Annotated in this window: 21 protein-coding genes; all 21 read right to left on the reverse strand. The window is 65.7% G+C overall.

What is annotated here, in order from left to right:
* Window positions 1–3: 3 nt before the first annotated feature.
* The gene (gene ureB / locus BRADO_RS18940) at window positions 4–702 is read right to left on the reverse strand and encodes an urease subunit beta (RefSeq protein ID WP_011926952.1); all 699 of its coding nucleotides are present in this window, start codon (window positions 700–702) and stop codon (window positions 4–6) included.
* 11 nt (window positions 703–713) lie between these two features.
* The gene (locus tag BRADO_RS18945; protein ID WP_011926953.1) at window positions 714–1,391 is read right to left on the reverse strand and encodes an urease accessory protein UreF; all 678 of its coding nucleotides are present in this window, start codon (window positions 1,389–1,391) and stop codon (window positions 714–716) included.
* Window positions 1,384–1,833 (reverse strand): urease accessory protein UreE, encoded by a 450-nt coding sequence (ureE, locus tag BRADO_RS18950; RefSeq protein WP_011926954.1) that lies wholly within the window; start codon window positions 1,831–1,833, stop codon window positions 1,384–1,386. Before ureE ends, BRADO_RS18945 begins: the two co-directional genes overlap by 8 nt.
* A gap of 269 nt (window positions 1,834–2,102) precedes the next feature.
* Entirely contained in the window at window positions 2,103–2,405 is a 303-nt protein-coding gene (locus BRADO_RS18955) for a putative quinol monooxygenase (protein ID WP_011926955.1), read from the reverse strand.
* Window positions 2,405–3,919 carry an amidase gene (locus BRADO_RS18960; RefSeq protein WP_011926956.1) on the reverse strand — a complete coding sequence of 505 codons (1,515 nt, stop codon included), beginning with the start codon at window positions 3,917–3,919 and terminating at the stop codon, window positions 2,405–2,407. The genes BRADO_RS18955 and BRADO_RS18960 overlap by 1 nt, the downstream gene beginning before the upstream one ends.
* A gap of 87 nt (window positions 3,920–4,006) precedes the next feature.
* Complete coding sequence (locus BRADO_RS18965; protein ID WP_011926957.1) at window positions 4,007–4,708, reverse strand: ABC transporter ATP-binding protein; 702 nt, start codon at window positions 4,706–4,708, stop codon at window positions 4,007–4,009.
* A complete protein-coding gene (locus BRADO_RS18970; RefSeq protein ID WP_011926958.1) occupies window positions 4,705–5,433 on the reverse strand; it encodes an ATP-binding cassette domain-containing protein in 729 nt (242 codons plus the stop codon). The genes BRADO_RS18965 and BRADO_RS18970 overlap by 4 nt, the downstream gene beginning before the upstream one ends.
* A gap of 1 nt (window position 5,434) precedes the next feature.
* The gene (locus BRADO_RS18975) at window positions 5,435–6,487 is read right to left on the reverse strand and encodes a branched-chain amino acid ABC transporter permease (RefSeq protein ID WP_011926959.1); all 1,053 of its coding nucleotides are present in this window, start codon (window positions 6,485–6,487) and stop codon (window positions 5,435–5,437) included.
* On the reverse strand, window positions 6,487–7,353 hold the full coding sequence (locus tag BRADO_RS18980) for a branched-chain amino acid ABC transporter permease (RefSeq protein ID WP_006614376.1): 867 nt from the start codon (window positions 7,351–7,353) through the stop codon (window positions 6,487–6,489). The genes BRADO_RS18975 and BRADO_RS18980 overlap by 1 nt, the downstream gene beginning before the upstream one ends.
* A 65-nt stretch (window positions 7,354–7,418) precedes the next feature.
* Window positions 7,419–8,657: an ABC transporter substrate-binding protein gene (locus BRADO_RS18985; RefSeq protein WP_011926960.1), complete on the reverse strand. Its 1,239-nt coding sequence runs from the start codon at window positions 8,655–8,657 to the stop codon at window positions 7,419–7,421.
* 96 nt (window positions 8,658–8,753) lie between these two features.
* Window positions 8,754–9,803 (reverse strand): substrate-binding domain-containing protein, encoded by a 1,050-nt coding sequence (locus tag BRADO_RS18990; protein ID WP_041756718.1) that lies wholly within the window; start codon window positions 9,801–9,803, stop codon window positions 8,754–8,756.
* 202 nt (window positions 9,804–10,005) lie between these two features.
* Window positions 10,006–10,479: a GNAT family N-acetyltransferase gene (locus BRADO_RS18995; protein ID WP_011926962.1), complete on the reverse strand. Its 474-nt coding sequence runs from the start codon at window positions 10,477–10,479 to the stop codon at window positions 10,006–10,008.
* A gap of 47 nt (window positions 10,480–10,526) precedes the next feature.
* Window positions 10,527–11,360 carry a tetratricopeptide repeat protein gene (locus BRADO_RS19000; RefSeq protein WP_041756719.1) on the reverse strand — a complete coding sequence of 278 codons (834 nt, stop codon included), beginning with the start codon at window positions 11,358–11,360 and terminating at the stop codon, window positions 10,527–10,529.
* Complete coding sequence (ilvD, locus tag BRADO_RS19005; protein WP_011926964.1) at window positions 11,347–13,071, reverse strand: dihydroxy-acid dehydratase; 1,725 nt, start codon at window positions 13,069–13,071, stop codon at window positions 11,347–11,349. Before ilvD ends, BRADO_RS19000 begins: the two co-directional genes overlap by 14 nt.
* Before the next feature lie 235 nt (window positions 13,072–13,306).
* Window positions 13,307–14,278 carry a tripartite tricarboxylate transporter substrate binding protein BugD gene (locus BRADO_RS19010; RefSeq protein WP_011926965.1) on the reverse strand — a complete coding sequence of 324 codons (972 nt, stop codon included), beginning with the start codon at window positions 14,276–14,278 and terminating at the stop codon, window positions 13,307–13,309.
* A gap of 72 nt (window positions 14,279–14,350) precedes the next feature.
* Window positions 14,351–15,592, reverse strand: a complete 1,242-nt coding sequence (locus BRADO_RS19015) for a threonine synthase (protein WP_011926966.1) — start codon at window positions 15,590–15,592, stop codon at window positions 14,351–14,353.
* A gap of 130 nt (window positions 15,593–15,722) precedes the next feature.
* Window positions 15,723–17,144 carry a dihydrolipoyl dehydrogenase gene (gene lpdA, locus BRADO_RS19020; RefSeq protein WP_011926967.1) on the reverse strand — a complete coding sequence of 474 codons (1,422 nt, stop codon included), beginning with the start codon at window positions 17,142–17,144 and terminating at the stop codon, window positions 15,723–15,725.
* Between the two features lie 160 nt (window positions 17,145–17,304).
* Entirely contained in the window at window positions 17,305–18,663 is a 1,359-nt protein-coding gene (locus tag BRADO_RS19025) for a pyruvate dehydrogenase complex dihydrolipoamide acetyltransferase (protein WP_011926968.1), read from the reverse strand.
* A gap of 2 nt (window positions 18,664–18,665) precedes the next feature.
* Entirely contained in the window at window positions 18,666–18,971 is a 306-nt protein-coding gene (locus BRADO_RS19030; RefSeq protein WP_008963957.1) for a DUF5076 domain-containing protein, read from the reverse strand.
* 11 nt (window positions 18,972–18,982) lie between these two features.
* Complete coding sequence (locus tag BRADO_RS19035) at window positions 18,983–20,380, reverse strand: pyruvate dehydrogenase complex E1 component subunit beta (RefSeq protein ID WP_011926969.1); 1,398 nt, start codon at window positions 20,378–20,380, stop codon at window positions 18,983–18,985.
* 33 nt (window positions 20,381–20,413) lie between these two features.
* The gene (gene pdhA, locus BRADO_RS19040; protein WP_011926970.1) at window positions 20,414–21,436 is read right to left on the reverse strand and encodes a pyruvate dehydrogenase (acetyl-transferring) E1 component subunit alpha; all 1,023 of its coding nucleotides are present in this window, start codon (window positions 21,434–21,436) and stop codon (window positions 20,414–20,416) included.
* Between the last annotated feature and the right edge of the window lie 37 nt (window positions 21,437–21,473).

The raw sequence follows: 21,473 nt of genomic DNA on the forward strand, positions 1-21,473 counted from the left end.
GGCTCAGGCTCCGAGATAGCCGCGCGACTGCGCGAGCTTCAGCGCGGCATCGCGCGCGCCGGGCGCGTCGAGCGGGCCGTTGACGAGCCCGGCCTGGCCGCGCACGATCCGGTCGCCTGTGATCGGCACGAGCCGAACTGATTTGAAGACACCGGGCTCGAACCGCAGTCCTAAGCCCGCGGGGCGGTCGATCTTCATGCCCCAGGCGGCGGCGCGGTCGAAGCGCAGCGCGCGATTGACCTCGAAGAAATGCGTGTGGCTGCGCACCTGGATGTCACGGTCGCCGGTGTTGACGACGTCGATGGTGACCGCCGGCAGTTCGGTGAACATCGCGATGTCGTCGCCGCCGGCGATGATCTCGCCGGGGACGACGTCGTCGGTTGCAGCGCCTTCCGCGGGCTGGATCGGCTCGAACAGCGCCATCACCTTGGTGCCCTCGGCGAACATCAGCTCGACATAGAGCATCGGAATCATCTGGGCGACCCCGGGCTCGACGTCATCGGTCGTGAGCAGCCGTCCCGCCATGTCGCGGATCTCGGCATAGGGCAGATTGCGGCGCGCGGCGGTCATGACTTCATCGGTGATATAGGCGACCGCCTCGGGATGGCTGAGCTTGATGCCGAGCGAGCGATTGCGCCGCGCCATCTGCGCGGCGTTGAAGATGACGAGACGATCGAGCTCCGTCGGTGACAGGTTCATCATGGCAGGGCACCTCAGGTCGTGAACATGCGCACGTGCCGCAGCGGCCCGCGCGACACGGCGATGTCGATGAAGGGCGTGAAGCTCGACGGTAAGGCGCCGTCGTCGGGCGTCTCGTCGAGCAGTTCGGCCAGCAGAGCGCGGGCGCGCGCGAGACTTTGCTGCGAGTCGATGTGGCCGATCAGACCGAGCCGCACGGCGGCGCTGACGAGGCCGGCGATCAGCGTCCAGCCCGAGACGAGCTCGGCCGCGTCGAGGCTGAGGCCGGCGTCGCGGCCGGTGATGGCTTGCACGACGGCGAGGTGCCCAAGCCTCGGATCGGCCGAGACGCGGGCGCGGTACGATGTGGACAAGGGACCTGCGAGCTTGACCCAGACACCGAGCAGAGCCCTGCCCGCACGCCGCGAGCCTTCGCGCATCTCCGCCGACGGCGTAGTGGCCTCCGCGAGGCGATCGACAGCGGCGATCGCTGAGCTGTCGCTCGCCTGCCAGGCGCGACGCAGCAGAATGCGGTCCATGCTGGCCCAGCGTTGCGCGAGGTGATCGGCGACGACACCGTCGAGATCGCTGCGATCGGACAGCAGGCCATCGGCGGCAAGACCCTCGATACCCCAGGAAAACGCAAACCCGCCGGCGGGAAAGGCACTGTCGCCGAGTTGCAGCAATGCCAGCGCCTCGCCGCGGTCAAACATTCGCGTCCTCCGCCACCTCGCCGGAGTCGAGCAGCGGCTGGATCCGCGCGCGATAGGTCGCGAGCGGCGCGTCAAGCAGCACTACGAGGACATCGACTTCGAAGCGGACGCGCCAGTGCAGATTGCCGGCGTGCCAGCCGAGCTTCAGCGCGCTCGCGTCGTCGCGCGGCTTGAGGCGCAGCACCTGCTGCTCGCCGAAACGGGCGATGATCGCGCGCTCCGCGTCGAGATGCAGCAGCGCGCCGTCGACCAGTTCCTCGTCGCGATCGAGGCTGACGGCACAGTCGGTGCCGCGATCGGTGGTCAGGCGGAAACGCTTACGGCCGGCATCGGCCGGCGGCACGAACAACAGCTCGATACCGCCGCGATGCTCCAGCGCGTGCAGTTGCCGCGCGTAGACCTTATCGTCGGCGCGTCCCAGGATGCCGTGCAGACGAAGCATCGGCGTGGTTCCTCTCGTCGTTCAGCGCTCGTCGTTCGAATTGGGCCTCATGGTTCGAGACGCCCGCCAAGTGGCGGGCTCCTCACCATGAGGGTTGAGATCGTGGGCGGGGCTCGCATGTGATGTTGATGAAAGCCCCGTACGAGTTCTTGCAGAGCTCACTCCGCAAGGGACGCTCATCTGGCCACACCCACCGCCCTCGTCCTGAGGAGCCCGCCACTTGGCGGGCGTCTCGAAGGACGATTGGCGGGCTGAGCTCTCGCCCCGCCCTACCGCATCGTCGCCGACACCTCCTGCGAGGTCACCAGGATGACCTCGCCGTCGAGGATCGGCTTGGCGATGCCGAAGAAGGCCGCCACCGCGGCGGAGCCGTTGTGGCGGTCCATCGCGGCCTTGTCGGCGAAGCGCTCATAGGTGGTGAACAGACCGGGCTCGGTCTCGCTCTGCGAGATGAAGAACCCGATCGTCTCCGGCTCGTTGGCCGCGACATGGGCCGCGACGGCGACGAGAGCGTCGCGCATCGTGGCCTCGTGTCCCGCCTTGGCCCTGATGACCGCGGTGATGGTGATCATCAGAAGGTCTTCCAGTCGCCGTCGGCCTCGAACGCCGCCGCCGCCTGGTAGATCGTGGCCTCGGCGTAGTCCTTGCCGATCAGCATCAGGCCGACCGGCAGGCCGTCGGAGAGGCCGCACGGCAGGGTCATCGCCGGATGACCGGTGACGTCGAACGGGCTCGTCGTCGCGGTCATCTCGAAGGCGCGCTGCACGACTTCGGCGAGCGGCGCGTCCTTGGCCGGGATCGGTGTGGCGACGCAGGGCAAGGTCGGCATCAGCAAGAGGTCGTAGGAGCCGAACACCGCGTCATAGGCCGCCTTGGCGGCGATCGCGATGTTGCGCGACTTGGCGTAGTAGCGGCCGCGATAATGCTCGAGGCCCCACTGGCCGACCAGCATGGTCAGCTTCAACGTCACCGAGAGATCGTCCGCACGGGTGCGCCAGCCGGAATGCGCGTCGAGCAGACCGACGTCATAGAGGCCCTTCCAGTTGAAGCCCATGCCGTTGCCGAGCATCATCTGCACCAGGAAGCCTTCCAGCGTGATCGGATTCCACGCCGCGAGCGCATGCATGTGCTCGGGGATCGAGACTTCCGACACCGAGGCGCCCATCTTGGCGAAGCGCTCGGCGCCGGCCTTGACCTTGCTGACCACGCCCTGTTCCATGTTCGGCGCGCTGAAGCCTTCCTTGAGCACACCGATCTTCAGGCCCTTGACGCCCTTGCCGAGCGACTCGGTGTAGGCCGCGACCTTCGGCGCGTATTGCCGCGGATCGAGGCCGTCGGCGCCGGCCAGCACTTCGAGCAGCAGCGCGTTGTCCTTGACGTTGGCCGTCATCGGGCCGGTGTGGTCGATCGTCGACTCGATCGGCATCACACCGGTGTAGGGCACGAGGCCGTGCGTCGCCTTCATGCCGTAGATGCCGCAATAGGACGCGGGGATGCGGATCGAGCCGCCCTGGTCGCCGCCGATGGACATATCGACCTCGCCGGCCGCCACGAGGGCGGCGCTGCCCGAGGACGAGCCGCCGGCCGAGTAGCCCATCTTCAGGGGATTGTGCACCGGTGCCGGATCGGAGGTGTGGCTGCCGCCGGAGAGGCAGAAGTGCTCGCACACGGCCTTGCCGACGATGGTACCGCCGGCATCGAGGATGCGGGTGACGATGGTCGCGTCCGCGGCGGGGATGAAGCCTTCGAGCGTGGTCGAGCCGTTCATCATCGGAACGCCGGCGAGCGCGACGTTGTCCTTCAGCACGACGGTGCGGCCGGCGAGCTTGCCGGAGGACGCGCCCTTGACCTCGGTCTTGATCGCCCAGGCGTTGTACTTGTTCTCCTTGGGCATCGGCTTATAGCCGGGCGTGCGCGGATATTTCACCGGCGGCAGCGGGTTCGGCAGTTCATCGATGATGTCGTATTGATCGAACATGCCGCCCATCAGCGACAGATATTCGGCGGCCTCCTCGACCGTCATATTCATGTGCAGGCTGGCGGCGAGATCGGCGACTTCCTCGGCATTCGGGCGTTTGATTGACATGAGTCATCCTTTCTTGTGAGGACAAGCTGGAGCAGAGACTAAGAGTGTGCAGTTCAGTTGCGCCGGCGCAGCCGCGCCGGAATTCGTCTAGCTCGGGACCATCTGACCTTCCCGGGCGAGCAGCGTCTCACGGTCGAGTTCCTCGGTGATGCGTCCCTTCTGGATGTGCAGGATGCGGTCCGATAACGACGTGATGAATTCCAGGTTCTGCTCGACGACGATCAGGGACATCTTCCAGCGCGTCTTCAGCGCCAGCAGGGTCTCGATGATCTCCTCGATGATCGACGGCTGAATGCCTTCGGTGGGCTCGTCCAGCAGGATCAGCTTCGGCTTGGTGCAGAGGCAGCGGGCGAGCGCCAGCAGTTGCTGCTCGCCGCCGGACAGCGCGCCGCCGCGACGGTCGAGCAGCCGCACCAGGCGCGGGAAATCCTGCAACACGGCCTCGATGACGCTGCGGTCCTCCTTCGGCGCCGCGGCGAGGCCCATGCGGAGATTTTCCATCACCGACAGATCCGGAAAGATCTCACGGCCCTGCGGCACTAGGCCAATGCCGAGCCGCGAGCGCTCGTGCGGCTTGAGATGTGTGATGGTCTTGCCGGCGAACACGACCGAGCCGTCCGTGGTCGGCAGATGTCCCATCAAGGTGCGCAGCGCCGTGGTCTTGCCCATGCCGTTATGGCCGAGGATGCCGAGATACTCGCCATCGCCGACGGTGAGATCGACGCCGAACAGGATCGGGATCCGGCCATAGCCGGATTTGAGCCCCTTGACCTCGAGAAGCGTGCTCATGCCGCCACCTTCTTGCCGAGATAGACGTCGCGCACGCGCTGGTCGGCGAGCACCTTGTCGACGGTGTCCTCGACCAGCACGCGGCCCTGGTGGAACACGGTCACGCGCTTGGCGATCTGCTTGATGAACTCCATGTCGTGCTCGACGACGACGATGGCGCGGGTCTGGTTGATCTCGCGGATGATCGCGGCCGTATGGAACGTCTCCTCGTCGGTCATTCCCGCGGCGGGCTCGTCGAGCAGGATTAGCTCCGGCTCGGCGGCGAGCACCATGCCGATCTCGACCCATTGCCGCTGGCCGTGCGAGAGCGTCGCGACGATGCTGTCGGCGTAGTCAGTCAACCGGATCATCTCCAGCACGGCGTCGACGGCCGGGCCCTGCTGGCGCGGCGTCGCCTTGCGGCGCACGGCGAGCCAGATGTTCTCGCGCACCGAAAGGCCGTTGAAGACGTTCGGGACCTGGGTCTTGATGCCGATGCCCATGCGCGCGATCTCGTGCGACGCCTTCCCCGCGATCGGCATGCCGCGGAAGGAGATGGTGCCGGAGGTCGGTACGAGCTGGCCGGTGAGCGTCTTGAAGAAGGTGCTCTTGCCGGCGCCGTTGGGGCCGATCAGGCAGCGCAGCTCCATCTCCTGGAGGGTGAAGGTGATGTCGTCGTTGGCGACCACGCCGCCGAAACGCATCGTCAGGTGCTCGGCCTTGAGCAGAGGAACGAGGTCCGCCATGTCATTCGGCTCCTGCGGGATGCGGCGCCGCCGCTGACTGCACCGGCTGGTCGTTGGTCTTCTTCCTGTCCGGGATCAGCCGCATCACGAGATCACGCGCGGTCGGCACTATGCCCTTCGGCAGCAGGAGCACGAACACCACCAGCACGCCGCCGAGCACGAGATTGGAGTTCAGGAGCTGCTGCGAGCCGATGTAGGCGACGATGTATTCGATCACGACGCAGCCGATGATCGGCCCGAGCAAGGTGCCGAGGCCGCCGACCGTGATCCAGATGATGATCTCCGCCGACAGCGACAGGCTGAAGATGGTCGGGCTGACGAAGGCGCCCCAGTTGACATAAAGCGCCCCGGCGAGACCGGCGATGGCGCCGCCGAGGATGAAGGTCAGGCACTTCACGAGCCGCGGATCGTAGCCGAGCAGGGACGCGCGAACTTCGTTCTCGCGCACGGCGACGATGATGCGCCCGGCGGGCAGCGCCAGCAGGAGCCGCAGCAGCAGGAACACCCCGAGCAGCACATAGGCCGTCGTCCACCACGACTGTTCCGGCGACAGTACGGTCGACGGATCGAACGGCACGTTGAATGTCGGCACCGCCGGCATGCCGTTGAAGCCGCCGAGCAAGGCTTTGCCGATCTTGTAGGCGTCGCCGGAGGTCGAGTTGACCGAGTTGAACAGGATCAAAGTGACAGTCAGCGTGATGACGCCGAGATAGACGTCGGAGATGCGGCCGAAGAAGATGAAATAGCCGAGGATGGCCGCGAACAGCGCGGGGACGACGATCGCCAGCAGGATCGCCGGGGTCGAGTCCTGAAAGTTCACGGCGGCAATGGCATAGGCGTAGCCGCCGAGGCCGAAGAAGGCGGTCTGGCCGAAGGAGAGAATGCCGCCATAGCCCCAGATGAAGGCGAGGCTCAAGGCCAGCACCGACATCGCGGCGAACAAGGTCAGCTGCATCAGGCCGAACAGCTCGATCACGCTCGGCACGATCGCAATGACGCCGACGGCAACGACGGTTCCGGCGGCCTGGAGCGCGAGACGAAGGCGCTTGTCCATCACAGGTTCCCCTTGAAGAAGCGCCCGGAGATGCCCTGCGGCAGCAGACGGATGAGCACGATCGCGGTGGTGAAGACGATAACCTCGCCGTAGACAGGCGTGGTGAAATAGGCGCCGACCTGATTGACCGAGCCGAACAGGCTCGCTGCCGACAGCGTACCCGAGAGGATCGCTGCGCCGCCGCCGACCACCGTCATGAACGCCTTGGCGACATAGGCGCCGCCCATCACGGGGGTGATGCCCGACACTGGCGCCAGCAGGCCGCCGGCGAGGCCCGTGACCGCCGCACCGAGCGCGAAGGTGCTCATGTAGACGCGGGCCGGGTTGACACCGAGCGTGGCGGCCATCGCCGGGTTCTGCATCGTGGCGCGGGCGACCAGGCCGAAGCGGGTGTAGCGCATCACGCCGTAGATGATCGCCATCATGACCGCCGCCATCAGGGCGAGGAACAGCGTATAGTAACTCGATTGGTATGACCCTATCGAGAAGCCGCCGAGCGGTGTCGGCACGCCCTGCTGGGTGTTGCCGTAGATCGTGGTGATGATGCCGATGATGAGGAGGCTCAGGCCCCAGGTCGCGAGCATCGAATCGACCAGGCGGCCGTACAGGAAGCGGATCAGGCAGCGTTCGATAACGAGACCGACGATGCCGACGAACAGGGGCGCGATGATCAGCATCGCGATCCAGATGTTCACCCCGGCATTGGCCGAGATCACCGTCGCATAGGCTCCGAGCATGATGAACTCGCCATGGGCGAGGTTGATGATCTTCATCATGCCGAAGATGATCGCCAGTCCCAGGCACAGCAGGAACAGCGAGGAGATTCCGTTGAGAACGTCGAGCGCGAGAATGACGTAGATCGCCATGCGTCAGGTCTTTCAGGGCAGTCCAATGAATCCGGGTCCCGCCGGATGGCGGGACCCGGCAGGCGTCAGAGATTGATGATGTACTGCTTGACGTCGTTCGGGTTCTTGACGAGGTCGCAGACGCTCGCGGTGTCCGCCGGCTTGGCGTCGGTGTAGGTCTCCAGCACCGACCATTTGCGGTCCTTCACCTCGGCGAGGAACGCGTTGCGGACGGTGTGATGGGTCTGCTTGTCCAGCGAGACCTTGCCGCTCGGACCGTCGAACACGAGGCCGCTTTCCAGCGCCTCGATCACCTTCATGCGGTCGATGCTGCCGGCCTTCTTGACGCCCTCGGCCCAGAGCATCACGCCCTCATAGGTGCACGAGGCGAGCTCGCTGATATAGGGCGAGTCCGGATGCGCCTTCTTGATCTTCTCGACGAAGCTCTTGGAGGCCGGCGTGGTCAGCTCCTCGAAATAGCCGTAGGCGCCGATGACCGCATCGCTCTCCGCCGCGTCCAGCGTCGAAGGCTCGTTGACGAGACCGAAAGTGGTCGAGGCGATCGGGATCTTCGATTTCATGCCGGCTGCGGTCCACTGCCGGTAAAAGGCGGTGTGGTTGCCGCCGACCAGCGCCGACAGGATGAGGTCGGGCTTGGCCGCCTGGATCTTGGAGATGGTGGAGCCGAAATTGGTGACGTCGAGCGGGAAGAAGTCGGTCGAGAGAATCTCGCCGCCATTGTCCTTGCAGTACTTCGTCATCCACTTCGCGGTGATCTGACCGTAATTGTAGTCGGCGGCGATGATGTAGGCCTTCTTGCCCGACTTCTTCATCGCGCTCGGGACCAGCTTCTCCACCGTCTGGGCCGGGGTGGTGCCGGTGCAGAAGGTGTTGCGGTCGCAGACGCCGCCTTCGTACAGCGTGTTGTAGAAGTACAGCACCTTGAAGCGGTCGAAGGTCGGCCGGATCGCCTCGCGCGAGGCCGAGGTGATGCCGCCATGCACGACGTCGACCTTGTCCTTCACCGCCAGCTGCTGGGCGTATTGCGAGTACAGCTGGATGTTCGACTGGGTGTCGTAATGGATCACCTTCAAGGGACGTCCGAGCAGGCCGCCCGCGGCGTTGATCTCGTCGACGGCGAGCTGCAGCGCATAGACCATCGGCGTGCCGGAGGTGCCGATCGGACCGGACTGGTCGTGCAGGCTGCCGACCGTGATCGGGTTCTCAGCCGCGAACGCACCCGCGCGGAACACGGCAGGTGACGCGATCAGCGTCGAGGTCGCGATGGCCGAGCGTTGCAGGAAACGACGGCGGGAAAGAGTCATTAGGGGTCCCCATGGGTTGGTGATGCTTGGTTCACGAGCCGCGCGAAGTTTAAATTTACAATATTTGAAAAAGCAAGTACTTTTTGACGGGCCGCTCTAGCGCGACGCGACCACGGCGAAATCATAGCCGTCGAGCTCCGCCAGATGAATCGGATGGCGGCCGCCGACCACCGGCTGCGCCTCGTTGCCGCGCGCGGTGCGGCCCTGCAGCGTGCGCCCGAAGACGCGCCTGATGTCGCGCGCGTCGAAACTCTCGGCCCGCTCGATCAGCGCGGCGAGCGCATGAATGCCTTCGTAGCAGGACTCGCCATAGCCGTTCGGCGGCGGCGGATTGTCGCCATAGGCGGTATAGTAGCGCTCCAGAAACGCGCCGTTGTTGCGCGAGCGCAGCGCGGCGAAGTAGCTGGAGGCGACGTAGACGTTCTCGGTTTCGCTGCTGTCGAGGCCGTAGACGATGGTCTCGTCGAACGCCGAGGAGAACCGCAGCACGTGCCGGCTGAGGCCCGCGGCGCAAAAGGCGCGGTTGAAAGCGATGCAGTCGGAGCCGAGGAACACCGGCAGCACGACGTCGCTGCGCGTCGACTTGATGCGCTCGAGCATCTCGTCGAAATCGTGCACGCCCACAGGCACGTAGTGCTCGCCGGTGACGACGCCGCCGAACCGGGCGATCAGCCGCCTGGCGATGCCGAGCGAGGAGCGCGGCCAGATGTAGTCGTTGCCGCACAGGAAGAAGCGCCGGGCGCGCTTGCAGTCCGACAGCCACTGGATCGCCGGCGCCAGCAGTTCGGGCGCGGTCTCGCCGGTGGTCATCACGTCGCTGCTCGGCGACAGACCCTCGAATTGCGGCGTGTAGAGGAACGGCACGCGGCCGCGCGCAGCCTCCGCGACGGGATCGCGCGCATAGCTCGGCAACATGCCGATGAGACCGTCGACCGCGAGCTCGTCGACCGCCTCGGCCGCCGCCCGGGCCGCGCTGACGCCGCTCGCGCCGGCATCGATGACGACCAGCTCCACCGGCCTGCGGCGGATTCCCGCAGCCTGGTTCAGCTCGCTCACGGCGAGCCGACCGCAGGCTTCGGCGGAGGGTGCCCACAACCCTGCCGAGCCGCACTGAGGAATGATCAGGCCGATCCGAACGCTGCGCAAACGTGCCGCCTCTGCTGTCGCCGGGCTTTTGCACTCACGAATCGTGCCAAGCGCGATTCGGGCTCGGGGCCGTCGTTTGTGCACGAGATGTCGCAGATTTGGAGCGGCGCGCCTGCCGTTGATCAAAATATCAGCTGACGTTCGCCCATTCATTGGGCAGACGTAGCGGCCCTTCCGAGATCCGCCGGCGAAGTGCCGCGACTCAAGGGGCCGCCAGGATCTTGCGCATCGGATAGGATGCGGCGGTGCCGAACTTGCCCGTGGGCGGGCCGACGTCGAGATAGCCGCGGGCAAGATAGAATCGGTGCGCCGTCTCGGTGCTCAGCAGCTCGATCTCACGGGCGCCGAGGGCGGCAGCGCGCTGCTCCAGCACAGCCACCATGGCCGAGCTCACGCCGCGGAAGCGCGCCTGCGGCGACACGTAGTTCGCCGTGATCTCGCCGGGATGAGCGAGCCCGCCGACGGCGAGGATCGTCCCCTCCTCGACCGCGACCAGCAGCGAACGGCGCTGCCCGTCGGCCCAGCTTGCAACGATCTCCGGTGTCTTGTTGGCGAGCCAACGGCCGAGGATGTCCGGATGGCCGCGGTGATCCGCCTCGCACAATTCGATGATGGAGGCGCGTAGCACGGCACAGGCGGCCGAAGCGTCGTCGCGGGTCGCATCGCGAATGATCATCTCAATCCCTCCGTCGCGCGGAGGGAACGCGATGCATTCCGCTCCGCTTACTCGCGCTTGCCCTGCACCCAGCTCTCGAGCATCTGCAGCGCGGTGGCGCGGTCGTCGTCCGACGCCTTGGCAAAGGCGCGGTTGTAGCTCTCCTTGATCCACGCTTCGTCCGGACCGGCGCTGTCGCGCGCCAAGGTGAGCCACATCAAGCCGCGGGCCGGCTGCCGGGGCAGGCGGTCACCGTTGAACAGCATCTGGCCAAGCAAGGCCTGGGCCTGATGCTGGCCCTTCTGGGCGGCGAGCCCGAGCCAGCGCGCACCATAGCGGAAATCGTCGCGCGAGGCGTCGGCCGTCTTCAGATACATCCGCGCCAGATCGTACTGGGCGTCGGCATTGCCGAAATAGGACGCCGCGTAGGAGAACATCTCGCGGGCGCGGTCCGGATCCGCCTTCACCTTCGTGTTCGGGATCCCGCTCAGATAATAGCGGCCGAGCGCGACGAAGGCATTGGCGACGATCTGGGCCTGCGGCGCCGACGGGCTGTCCTCGGCATGCGCATTGGCGATGCGGCTGAAATAGTCGAACGCGCGCATGTCGTCGCGCGCGACGCCGTCGCCGGCGGCATACATGCGCCCGAGCTTGAACTGCGCGACCGGGTGGCCCTCCTCCGCCGCATATTGCAGCGCGGTGAGGGACTGCGTGGGGTTGGTCGCAGCCGTGGTCGCAGGCACGGATTTGCGCAGTGCGCCCGCACCCGCCTGCGGGCCAGCCACAGGGATCGCCGGCTCCTGGTTGACCGGCGCGCCATCGAACGCGAACGACGGCGTCGGCAGCGCGAGCGGGGCAACCCCCAGCAACAGTGCGAAAATGATCCGATCAGATGTCCGCATAGCAATACTTCTCTTGCGCACCACCTGGGTGGGTGACGGCCCCCGCCACGGCGGGTCCCACCTGCTGGGCATATTTCCAAAGTGCACCTGACGTGTGATGCGTTTCACGCGGCGTCCACTTGGTCTTGCGTTGTGTCAGTTCGGCATCGCTCAACTTGACGTTCAGGATGCCCGCCTCGGCGTCGATCTCGATGATGTCGCCATCCTCGACCAGCGCGATCGGTCCGCCGACCGCCGCCTCCGGCCCGATATGGCCGATGCAGAAGCCGCGCGTCGCGCCCGAGAACCGGCCATCGGTGATGAGCGCGATCTTGCCGCCCATGCCCTGCCCCGTCAGCGCCGCCGTGGTCTGCAGCATTTCCCGCATGCCGGGACCGCCGCGCGGGCCCTCATAGCGGATGACGATGACCTCGCCCTCGCGATAGGACCGCTTCTGAACGGCTTCAAAGGCATCCTCTTCCCGATCGAAGCAGCGGGCCGGCCCAGTGAATTTCAAGTTCGACATGCCCGCGACTTTCACGATCGCACCCTCTGGCGCGAGATTGCCTTTCAAACCAACGACACCTCCGGTTGCAGTGATCGGCTGGTCGGCCGGCCTCACCACGTCCTGGTGCGGATTCCACTTCACGCCTTTGAGGTTTTCGGCGATCGTCCGGCCGGTGACTGTGAGGCAGTCGCCGTTCAAATAGCCATGGTCGAGCAACGTCTTCATCAAGAGCGGAATGCCACCAGCCTCGAACATGTCTTTGGCGACATAGCGGCCACCCGGCTTCAAATCCGCGATATAAGGTGTCTTTTTGAAGATTTCGGCGACATCGAATAAGTCGAACTTGATGCCGGCCTCGTGTGCAATCGCTGGTAGATGCAGGGCCGCGTTGGTCGAGCCGCCGGAGGCCGCCACAACCGCAGCGGCATTCTCGAGTGCTGCTCGCGTCACGATGTCGCGCGGCCGGATGTTGGCTGATATCAGCTCCATGACCTTCTCGCCGGCGGTCATGCAGAAGGAATCGCGGATCTCGTAAGGTGCGGGCGCGCCAGCCGAGTACGGCAGCGCCAGGCCGATCGCCTCGGAGACGGTCGCCATCGTGTTGGCCGTGAACTGAGCACCGCACGCACCGGCCGACGGACAGGCGACGCGCTCGAGCTCGTCGAGATCCTCATCCGACATCGCGCCGACCGAATGCTTGCCGACCGCCTCGAACATGTCCTGCACGGTGACCTGCTGGCCGCGGAAATTGCCGGGCAGGATCGAGCCTCCATAAATGAAGATCGACGGCACGTTGAGCCGGACCATCGCCATCATCATGCCCGGCAGCGATTTATCGCAGCCGGCGAGGCCAACCAGCGCGTCGTAGGCATGACCGCGAATCGTCAGCTCGACCGAATCGGCAATCGCCTCGCGCGACGGCAGCGACGAGCGCATGCCGTCATGGCCCATGGCGATGCCGTCGGTCACGGTGATGGTGCAGAATTCGCGCGGCGTGCCGCCGGCGTGGGCCACGCCCTTCTTCACGGCTTGCGCCTGCCGCATCAGCGCGATGTTGCAGGGCGCGGCCTCGTTCCAGCACGAGGCGACGCCGACGAAGGGCTGATGGATTTGGGCCGTGGTCAGGCCCATCGCGTAGAGATACGACCGATGAGGCGCACGCTCCGGCCCTTCCGTCACATGACGGCTGGGCAGCCTGCGCTTGATGTCGGTCTTCGCGTCCATCGCTGTTCTGGCCTCCCGGTGCTGCGGAGAACGCTAAAATCCTGAAAGTGGATTCCTGGCAACCTCACACGCACTGGTACTCTTCTGTTCAAACTATTTCACGACGCGGTGTGGCCAAAAAGCGGCGCGTTTGCGGAGCGCCCGAGATTGTTACCAAAACTTCGTAAACTGTGGCGAGCCCGCAACATTCGTGGCCGTTGCGCAACCATTTGAGTGGGAAATTTATACCGCCCGCTTACTCGGGCACCACTCCTGCCCCGCGGATCATCGGCCACCATTTGGCGATTTCGGCCCGTTGAAGGGTTCCGAGCGCCTGCGGAGTCTGCTGATCCGGCTCCGGGATCTGCAATCCAAGATTGCTCAACTGATTCGCCACACTCGGGTTCCGCAGGGCGGCGACTGCGGCCGCATTGAGCGTATCGCCGATCTCTTTCGGTGCTCCTTTCGGCAGCCAGAGGCCCGACCAGAGCGTCATGTGGAAGCCCGGGAGGCCTGCCTCGTCGGTCGTCGGAATGTCCGGCGCGCTATCGAGTCGTTTGGAGTCGGTGACGGCGTAGGCGCGAATCGTGCCGGCGCGGACCTGGTTGATGGCGTTCGAGGTCTGGTCGACGATGAGATCGATCTGGCCGCCGACAAGGTCGTTCATCGCGGGGCCCGTGCCGCGATAAGGCACGAATTGCAGCTTGATGCCGGTGACCTGTGCGAAATAGAGCCCGGCGATGTGGCTCCCGGAGCCATTACCGGCCGTGCCGGCGGACGCAGGATTCGGCTGTGCCTTCAGCCAGGCCAGGAGCTCGGACAACGACTTCGCCGGCACATTGCTCCTGCTGACGATGATCATCGGGTTGCTCGGCAGCAGCACGACAGGCTCGAGATCGGCGACGAGATCATAGCCGAGCCGATACACCGCGCCGTTGGCCACGTGAGTACCGAGATGACCGAAGCTGATCGTGTAGCCATCCGGTTTGGAGCGCACCGCGCGCCCGACGCCGATCGATCCACCCGCACCGGTGACGTTCTCGACCAGCACGGGCTGGCCGAGCGTCTGCTTCATGTGCTCGGCGAGGATGCGCATCATCGCATCCGATGGACCGCCGGCCGCGAACGGCACGATCACCGTGATGGCGCGCGAGGGATAGGTTTCCGCGGCAGCGGATCCCACAAGCAAGGCAAGCGCTATCGCCACAGCGCCGAACAGGCGTCGCATGACGTCCTCCCCGCGCGGCCTGATCCTTGTTGTCAGACGATCAGGCGCCAGGCCGCAATGCCGACCGTCCGGTCAGAACTGAGTGTAGTCGATCGGCTGGTGGCGATCGAGCGTGCGCTCGACCTTCGGCAGCGGATATTTGAGTCCGGTGGCGCAGTTGAACAGCATGACGCGGTCGGTCTTCGTCACGCGCCCGTCGGCGAGGCTCTGCTTGTAGGCCGCGTAGGTCGCAGCGCCCTCGGGGCAGAGCAGCAGCCCCTCCTCGCGCGCGACCTCGTTGAGACCGGCCGAAATCGCGTCGTCATCGACCGCAATGGCAAAGCCGCCGCTCTCGCGTACGGCGCGTAGGATGAGGAAGTCGCCGACCGCCTGCGGCACGCGGATTCCCGAGGCGATCGTATGCGCATCCTCCCAGCGCGTCGCGTGCTCGACGCCGGCTTCGTAGGCGCGCACCATCGGCGCGCAGCCGGAGGCTTGCACCGCGACCATGCGCGGGCGCTTCGAACCGATGAAGCCGATCTTCTCCAGCTCGTCGAACCCCTTCCACATGCCGATCAGGCCGGTGCCGCCGCCGGTCGGATAGAAGATCACGTCGGGCACGTCCCAGCCGAGCTGCTCGGCGAGCTCCAGGCCCATCGTCTTCTTGCCTTCGATCCGGTACGGCTCCTTCAGGGTCGAGGTATCGAACCAGCCGACCTTGGCCTTCCCCTCCCCGACGATCTTGCCGCAATCATCAATGAGGCCGTTGACGCGATAGACGGTCGCGCCCTGCAGCTCGATCTCGCTGACGTTCACCTCCGGCGTATCGGCCGGGCAAAAGATCGTGGTCTTGATGCCGCAGGACGTCGCGTAGGCCGCGAGCGCTGCCCCCGCATTGCCGTTGGTCGGCATCGCCATGTGGGTGATGCCGAGCGCCTTGCCCATCGACACCGCCATCACGAGGCCGCGCGCCTTGAACGAGCCGGTCGGCAGCCGCCCCTCATCCTTGACGATGATCTCGCCGCCGCCGAGTGTCTTCGCCAGCTTCGGCAGATTGATCAGCGGCGTCATGACCTCGCCGAGGCTGACGATGTCCTGGCATTTGCGCACCGGCAGCAGCTCGCGATAGCGCCACATGTCCGCGGGCCGCTGCGCCAGCGCGTCCTTGGTCAGCGCCTGTTTCACGCCCGCGAGATCGTAGCGCACCAGCAGCGGCTTGCCGGCCTTTGAGAGGTTGTGGACCTGGTCCGCCGGATAATGGTCGCCGACCATCGCGCATTCGAGATGGGTGACGAAGGTCGGGCGCTCGGTGGTGAGATTGTCGCTGGATTTCATGTTGTTGTTCTTTCCTGCAGCGATCGGAGTTTGTTGTTCGTCATTGCGAGGAGCGAAGCGACGAAGCAATCCAGAGTCTCACCCTGGGCCCCTGGATTGCTTCGCTTCGCTCGCAATGACGGCGGGGCAACTACATGTTCAGCACACGCCCATAGGCGTCGAGCACGGCTTCCTTCATCATCTCCGACAGCGTCGGATGCGGGAAGATGGTGTGCATCAGCTCTTCCTCGGTCGTCTCGAGGTTCATCGCGACGACATAGCCCTGGATCAATTCGGTGACTTCGGCGCCGACCATGTGCGCGCCGATCAGCTGGCCGGTCTTCTTGTCGAAGATCACCTTGACCAGGCCCTGGTCCTCGCCGAGCGCGATCGCCTTGCCGTTGCCGACGAAGGGGAAGCGGCCGACGCGGATGTCTCGCCCCTGCTCCTTCGCCTTGGCTTCGGTGAGGCCGACGGAGGCGACCTGCGGGTGGCAATAGGTGCAGCCCGGGATCAGGCTCTTGTCCATCGGATGCGGATGCAGGCCCTTGATCGCCTCGATGCAGACCACGCCCTCATGCTCGGCCTTGTGCGCGAGCATCGGCGGTCCCGCGACGTCGCCGATCGCGTAGAGGCCGGGCACGTTGGTCTTGCCGTAGCCGTCGATCACGATGCAGCCGCGGTCGGTCTTCACCCCGAGCTTCTCGAGCCCGAGATTCTCGATGTTGCCGACCACGCCGACCGCGGAGATCACGCGGTCGAACTCGGTCGTCTCGATCTTGCCCTTGCCGTCGTCGATCGTCGCCACCACGCTGTCGCTCTTCTTGTCGAGCTTGGTGACCTTGGCGCCGGTCATGATCTTGAGGCCCTGCTTTTCCAGCTGCTTGCGGGCAATGCCGGCGATCTCGGCGTCCTCGACGGGCAGGATCTGCGGCAGCACCTCGACCACCGTCACCTCCGACCCCATGGTGCGGAAGAACGAGGCGAACTCGATGCCGATCGCGCCGGAGCCGACGACGAGCAGCGACTTCGGCATCCTGTCCGGCACCATCGCCTCGAAATAGGTCCAGACCAGCTTCTTGTCCGGCTCCAGGCCCGGCAGCACGCGCGGCCGCGCGCCGGTCGCGACGATGATGTGCTTGGCCTGGTAGCTCCCCTCGCCCAGCGCGCCCTTCGGCGCCTCGACGTCGGCCTTGGTCACGGAGATCTTGCCTGGCGCATCGATGTTGGCGCGGCCCCAGATCACCTGCACCTTGTTCTTCTTCATGAGGAAGCCGACGCCATCGGCAAGCCGCTTGGACACGCCGCGCGAGCGCTGCACCACCGCCTTCGGATCGTAGGAGATCTTCTCAGCAGAGAGACCGTAGTCCTTGGCATGCTGCATGTAGTGATAGATCTCGGCCGAGCGTAGGAGCGCCTTGGTCGGGATGCAGCCCCAGTTCAGGCAGATGCCGCCGAGATGCGTCTTCTCGATGATCGCGGTCTTGAAGCCGAGCTGGGCGGCGCGGATCGCGGTGACGTAGCCGCCCGGGCCCGAGCCGATGATGATGACGTCGAAGGATGTGTCGGCCATGACGGCTCCGATCTCAACTTAGTTGTCATCTCGTAGGGTGGGCAAAGGCGCGGAGCGCCGTGCCCACCGTCTCACGAGCTTGCGATGTGGTCGGTGGGCACGCTGCGCTTTGCCCACCCTACAAGTGTTCGATTGGGATGACGGGCATGAGCCCTTCGGCTCACACCATCATCATCACGGGGTTCTCGATCAGCTGCTTGAAGGCGCCGATCAGCTCGGCGCCGAGCGCGCCGTCGATGGCGCGGTGGTCGCACGACAGGGTCACGCTCATCATGCTGGCGATCTCGATCTTGCCGTTGCGCACGACCGGCCGCTCTTCTGATGTGCCGACCGCCAGAATCGTCGCATGCGGCGGATTGATCACCGCCGTGAAGTGCGTGATGCCGTACATGCCGAGGTTCGACACGGCGGTCGTGCCGCCCTGATATTCCTCCGGCTTCAGCTTGCGGGAGCGGGCGCGCGCGGCAAAATCCTTCATCTCGCCCGAGATCGCCGACAGCGTCTTCGTCTCGGCCTTGCGGATGATCGGGGTGATCAGTCCGCCCGGCATCGCAACCGCAACGCCGACGTCGGAATGCTTGTGCTTGACCATGCCGCCTTCAGTCCAGCTGACGTTGCAGTTGGGGATCTTCTGCAGCGCCACCGCCATCGCCTTGATGACGAAGTCGTTCACCGAGAGCTTGTAGAGCGGCTTCTTCTCCTTGTCCTTTGGAGCTGCCGCATTGATCTCCTCGCGCGCGGCCAAGAGCTTGCCGATGTCGCAGTCGATCGTGAGATAGAAATGCGGGACGGTCTGCGTGGCGGCGGTCAGGCGCTGCGCGATGGTGCGACGCATGCCGTCATGCGGGATGACTTCGTAGGAGCCGGGCTCGAACAGCGCGAGGATCTGCTTGTCGGACATCGACGGCGCCACGGCCGGCGCGCCTGCGGCAGCGGGAGCGGCCGACGGCGCGGCCTTCAGGCCCTTGCCGGACTTGGCCTCCTCGACGTCGCGGGCGACGACGCGGCCATGCGGGCCGGTGCCAGTGATACGGCCGAGATCGATGCCGGCGTCCTTGGCGAGGCGCCGCGCCAGCGGCGACGAGAAGATGCGGGCGTGGCCGTTGACCTGGGGTGCAGCGGCCGCAGGAGCGGACGGTGCGGGAGCCGCAGCCGGCTTCGGCGCGGGCGCGGCAGCAGGCGCTGGCGCAGCAGCGGGAGCCGCAGAAGCCGTCGGCTTGGCTTCAGCCTTCGGCGCAGCAGTCGCCGGCGCGCTGCCCGCCGCCTTGACGTCCTCACCCTCCCCGGCGAGCACGGCGATCACGTCGTTGACCGGCACGTCCTGCGTGCCCTCGGGCACCAGGATCTTGGCGAGCGTGCCTTCGTCGACCGCCTCGACTTCCATCGTGGCCTTGTCGGTCTCGATCTCGGCGATGACCTCGCCCGACTTGACCTGGTCGCCTTCCTTCTTGAGCCAACGAGCGAGGTTGCCCTTCTCCATCGTCGGCGACAGCGCGGGCATCAGAATGTTGATCGGCATGATCAGTGACCTTGTTTCGACCTGGGGCTGGTGGTGCCCATATCAGTCGGCCGAGCCAGCTCGGCTTCGAACATCTCGACGATGCGCTGCAGCGCCTCGTCTTCGGAATAATCGCTCTCGCGCGCATAGGCGCGCGCAGCATGTCGGGCGACGTCGACCAGGAGCAGCCCCCACACGTCGGGCTCCTCGAACGCGCGCTGGAAGGCGATCGAGAGCCCGCCGTCGAGCACGAAGGCGCGCAACACTTCGGTGGCGTCCTCGCGGCCGACGACGTCGGGCGGCAGCGGCTGCTCCTTGGGTCCGGCCATCTGGGATTTCCTTAGCGGTAGCAGACGGACTTGGCGGCCTGCACGACCTCCGCAGCCGACGGCAGCGCGAGCTTCTCGAGGTTCGCGGCATACGGCATCGGCACGTCCTTGCCCGACACGCGCGTGACCGGCGCATCGAGATAGTCGAAGGCGTGCTCCATGATGCGCGCGGCGATCTCGGCGCCGACGCCGCTCTGCGCCCAGCCCTCTTCCACCGTCACCGCGCGCCCGGTCTTCTTGACCGAGGCGATGATGGTGTCGGTGTCCATCGGACGCAGGGTGCGCAGGTCGATCACCTCGGCCTCGATGCCCTCCTTGGCGAGCTCATCGGCGGCCTTCAAGGCGTAGGTCATGCCGTTCGACCAGGAGATGATCGTGACGTCCTTGCCGGTGCGGGCGATACGCGCCTTGCCGATCGGGATGATGTAGTCGTCGAGCTTCGGCACCTCGCCGGAGTGACCATACAGCACCTCGTTCTCGAGGAAGATCACCGGGTTGGGATCGCGGATCGCGGCCTTCAACAAGCCTTTGGCATCGGCCGCGGAATACGGCGCGACGACCTTGAGGCCGGGGATGTGCGAATACCACGACGAGTAGTCCTGGCTGTGCTGCGCGGCGACGCGGGCGGCGGCGCCGTTAGGCCCGCGGAACACGATCGAGCAGCCCATCTGGCCGCCGGACATGTACAAGGTTTTGGCCGCGGAGTTGATGATCTGGTCGATCGCCTGCATGGCGAAGTTGAAGGTCATGAACTCGACGATCGGCTTCAGGCCGGCCATCGCCGCGCCGACACCGATGCCGGCGAAGCCGTGCTCGGTGATCGGCGTGTCCATCACGCGGCGGGCGCCGAACTCCTGCAACAGGCCCTGGGTCACCTTGTAGGCGCCCTGATATTCGGCGACTTCCTCGCCCAAGATGAAGACGTCGCCGTCGCGGCGCATCTCCTCGGCCATCGCGTCGCGCAGCGCCTCGCGGATGGTCTGCGTCACCATCTCGGTGCCGGCGGGGACTTCCGGATCGGGCTCGGCGACGCTCTGCGGCGCCGCTACGCCGGTCGGCGCGGGCGAGGCCTGCACGGAGACACCAGCGTCAGCCGGCGGCGCCGACTGCGCGGCCTTCATCTCGGCGGCGGGCGCCGAGGCCTTGCCGAGGTCGGCCGCCGTTTCGCCATCCGCGAGAATCGTGGCGATCGGCGTGTTGACCGCAACGTCGGCTGTGCCTTCGGGGATCAGGATCTTGCCGAGCGTGCCCTCGTCGGTCGCCTCGACCTCCATCGTCGCCTTGTCGGTCTCGATCTCGGCGATCACGTCACCCGACTTGATCGCCTCGCCTTCCTTCTTCAGCCATTTGGCGAGGTTGCCCTTCTCCATCGTGGGCGACAGCGCAGGCATCAAAACTTGAATAGGCATATCAGCTCCAGGGAAATCAGCTTGCGCGCGCGATTAGCGATAGACGTCGGTGTAGAGCTCGGCGGGATCCGGCTCGGGATCGGCCTGCGCGAAATCGGCGGCCTCGTTGACGATCTTGCGCACGTCGGCATCGATCGCCTTGAGATCCTGCTCGCTGACCTTGGCCGCCAGCAGGCGGTTGCGCACCTGCTCGATCGGATCCTGGTCGTGGCGGACCTTCTCGACCTCCTCGCGGGTGCGGTACTTCGCCGGATCCGACATTGAATGGCCGCGATAGCGGTAGGTCTGCATTTCCAGGATGAAAGGCCCCTTGCCCTCGCGGCACCACGCCACGGCCTTCTCGCCGGCGGCCTTCACGGCGCGGACGTCCATGCCGTCGACCTGCTCGCCGGGAATGTTGAAGGAGAGGCCGCGCTTGGAGAAGTCGGTCTGCGCCGAGGCGCGCGACACCGCCGTGCCCATCGCATAGCGGTTGTTCTCGATCACGTAGATCACCGGCAGCTTCCAGAGCTCCGCCATGTTGAAGCTCTCATAGACCTGGCCCTGGTTGGCCGCGCCGTCACCGAAATAGGCGACGCTGACCGAATCATTGCCGCGATAGCGGTTGGCGAGCGCGAGCCCCGTGCCGAGGGAGACCTGCGCGCCGACGATGCCGTGGCCGCCGAAGAAGTTCTTCTCCATGCTGAACATGTGCATGGAGCCGCCCTTGCCCTTGGAGTAACCGCCGCGGCGTCCGGTGAGCTCGGCCATGACGCCCTTGGCATCCATGCCGGTCGCCAGCATGTGGCCGTGATCGCGATAGCCGGTGATGACCTGGTCGCCCTGCTTCAGCGCCATCTGCATGCCGACCACCACGGCCTCCTGGCCGATGTAGAGATGGCAGAAGCCGCCGATCGCACCCATGCCATAAAGCTGACCCGCCTTTTCCTCAAAGCGGCGGATCAGCAGCATGTCGCGCAGCGCTGCGAGTTCTTGCTCCTTGGTGAATTCCGGCGGCGGGCCGTTGTCCTTGTCCTGCCCTTGTTCCTTTGCGGCGGTCTTCTTCGGTGCGGCCATGGCAATTCCGGATGAGAGAAAAAGTAGCTTTCTGTAG

The sequence above is a fragment of the Bradyrhizobium sp. ORS 278 genome (assembly GCF_000026145.1).
GTDB lineage: Bacteria > Pseudomonadota > Alphaproteobacteria > Rhizobiales > Xanthobacteraceae > Bradyrhizobium.

What these genes read in the sequence shown, in the direction of transcription:
- BRADO_RS18970 (WP_011926958.1), bottom strand. Translation starts at nt 5,433, where the DNA reads ATGGCGGACCTCGTTCCTCTGCTCAAGGCCGAGCACCTGACGATGCGT.
- BRADO_RS18945 (WP_011926953.1), bottom strand. Translation starts at nt 1,391, where the DNA reads ATGTTTGACCGCGGCGAGGCGCTGGCATTGCTGCAACTCGGCGACAGT.
- BRADO_RS18975 (WP_011926959.1), bottom strand. Translation starts at nt 6,487, where the DNA reads ATGGACAAGCGCCTTCGTCTCGCGCTCCAGGCCGCCGGAACCGTCGTT.
- BRADO_RS19015 (WP_011926966.1), bottom strand. Translation starts at nt 15,592, where the DNA reads ATGAAATCCAGCGACAATCTCACCACCGAGCGCCCGACCTTCGTCACC.
- BRADO_RS19010 (WP_011926965.1), bottom strand. Translation starts at nt 14,278, where the DNA reads ATGCGACGCCTGTTCGGCGCTGTGGCGATAGCGCTTGCCTTGCTTGTG.
- ureB (WP_011926952.1), bottom strand. Translation starts at nt 702, where the DNA reads ATGATGAACCTGTCACCGACGGAGCTCGATCGTCTCGTCATCTTCAAC.
- pdhA (WP_011926970.1), bottom strand. Translation starts at nt 21,436, where the DNA reads ATGGCCGCACCGAAGAAGACCGCCGCAAAGGAACAAGGGCAGGACAAG.
- BRADO_RS18965 (WP_011926957.1), bottom strand. Translation starts at nt 4,708, where the DNA reads ATGAGCACGCTTCTCGAGGTCAAGGGGCTCAAATCCGGCTATGGCCGG.
- BRADO_RS19000 (WP_041756719.1), bottom strand. Translation starts at nt 11,360, where the DNA reads ATGCGGACATCTGATCGGATCATTTTCGCACTGTTGCTGGGGGTTGCC.
- BRADO_RS18960 (WP_011926956.1), bottom strand. Translation starts at nt 3,919, where the DNA reads ATGTCAATCAAACGCCCGAATGCCGAGGAAGTCGCCGATCTCGCCGCC.
- BRADO_RS18980 (WP_006614376.1), bottom strand. Translation starts at nt 7,353, where the DNA reads ATGGCGATCTACGTCATTCTCGCGCTCGACGTTCTCAACGGAATCTCC.
- ureE (WP_011926954.1), bottom strand. Translation starts at nt 1,833, where the DNA reads ATGCTTCGTCTGCACGGCATCCTGGGACGCGCCGACGATAAGGTCTAC.
- BRADO_RS18985 (WP_011926960.1), bottom strand. Translation starts at nt 8,657, where the DNA reads ATGACTCTTTCCCGCCGTCGTTTCCTGCAACGCTCGGCCATCGCGACC.
- ilvD (WP_011926964.1), bottom strand. Translation starts at nt 13,071, where the DNA reads ATGGACGCGAAGACCGACATCAAGCGCAGGCTGCCCAGCCGTCATGTG.
- BRADO_RS18995 (WP_011926962.1), bottom strand. Translation starts at nt 10,479, where the DNA reads ATGATCATTCGCGATGCGACCCGCGACGACGCTTCGGCCGCCTGTGCC.
- BRADO_RS19025 (WP_011926968.1), bottom strand. Translation starts at nt 18,663, where the DNA reads ATGCCGATCAACATTCTGATGCCCGCGCTGTCGCCGACGATGGAGAAG.
- BRADO_RS19030 (WP_008963957.1), bottom strand. Translation starts at nt 18,971, where the DNA reads ATGGCCGGACCCAAGGAGCAGCCGCTGCCGCCCGACGTCGTCGGCCGC.
- BRADO_RS19035 (WP_011926969.1), bottom strand. Translation starts at nt 20,380, where the DNA reads ATGCCTATTCAAGTTTTGATGCCTGCGCTGTCGCCCACGATGGAGAAG.
- lpdA (WP_011926967.1), bottom strand. Translation starts at nt 17,144, where the DNA reads ATGGCCGACACATCCTTCGACGTCATCATCATCGGCTCGGGCCCGGGC.
- BRADO_RS18955 (WP_011926955.1), bottom strand. Translation starts at nt 2,405, where the DNA reads ATGATCACCATCACCGCGGTCATCAGGGCCAAGGCGGGACACGAGGCC.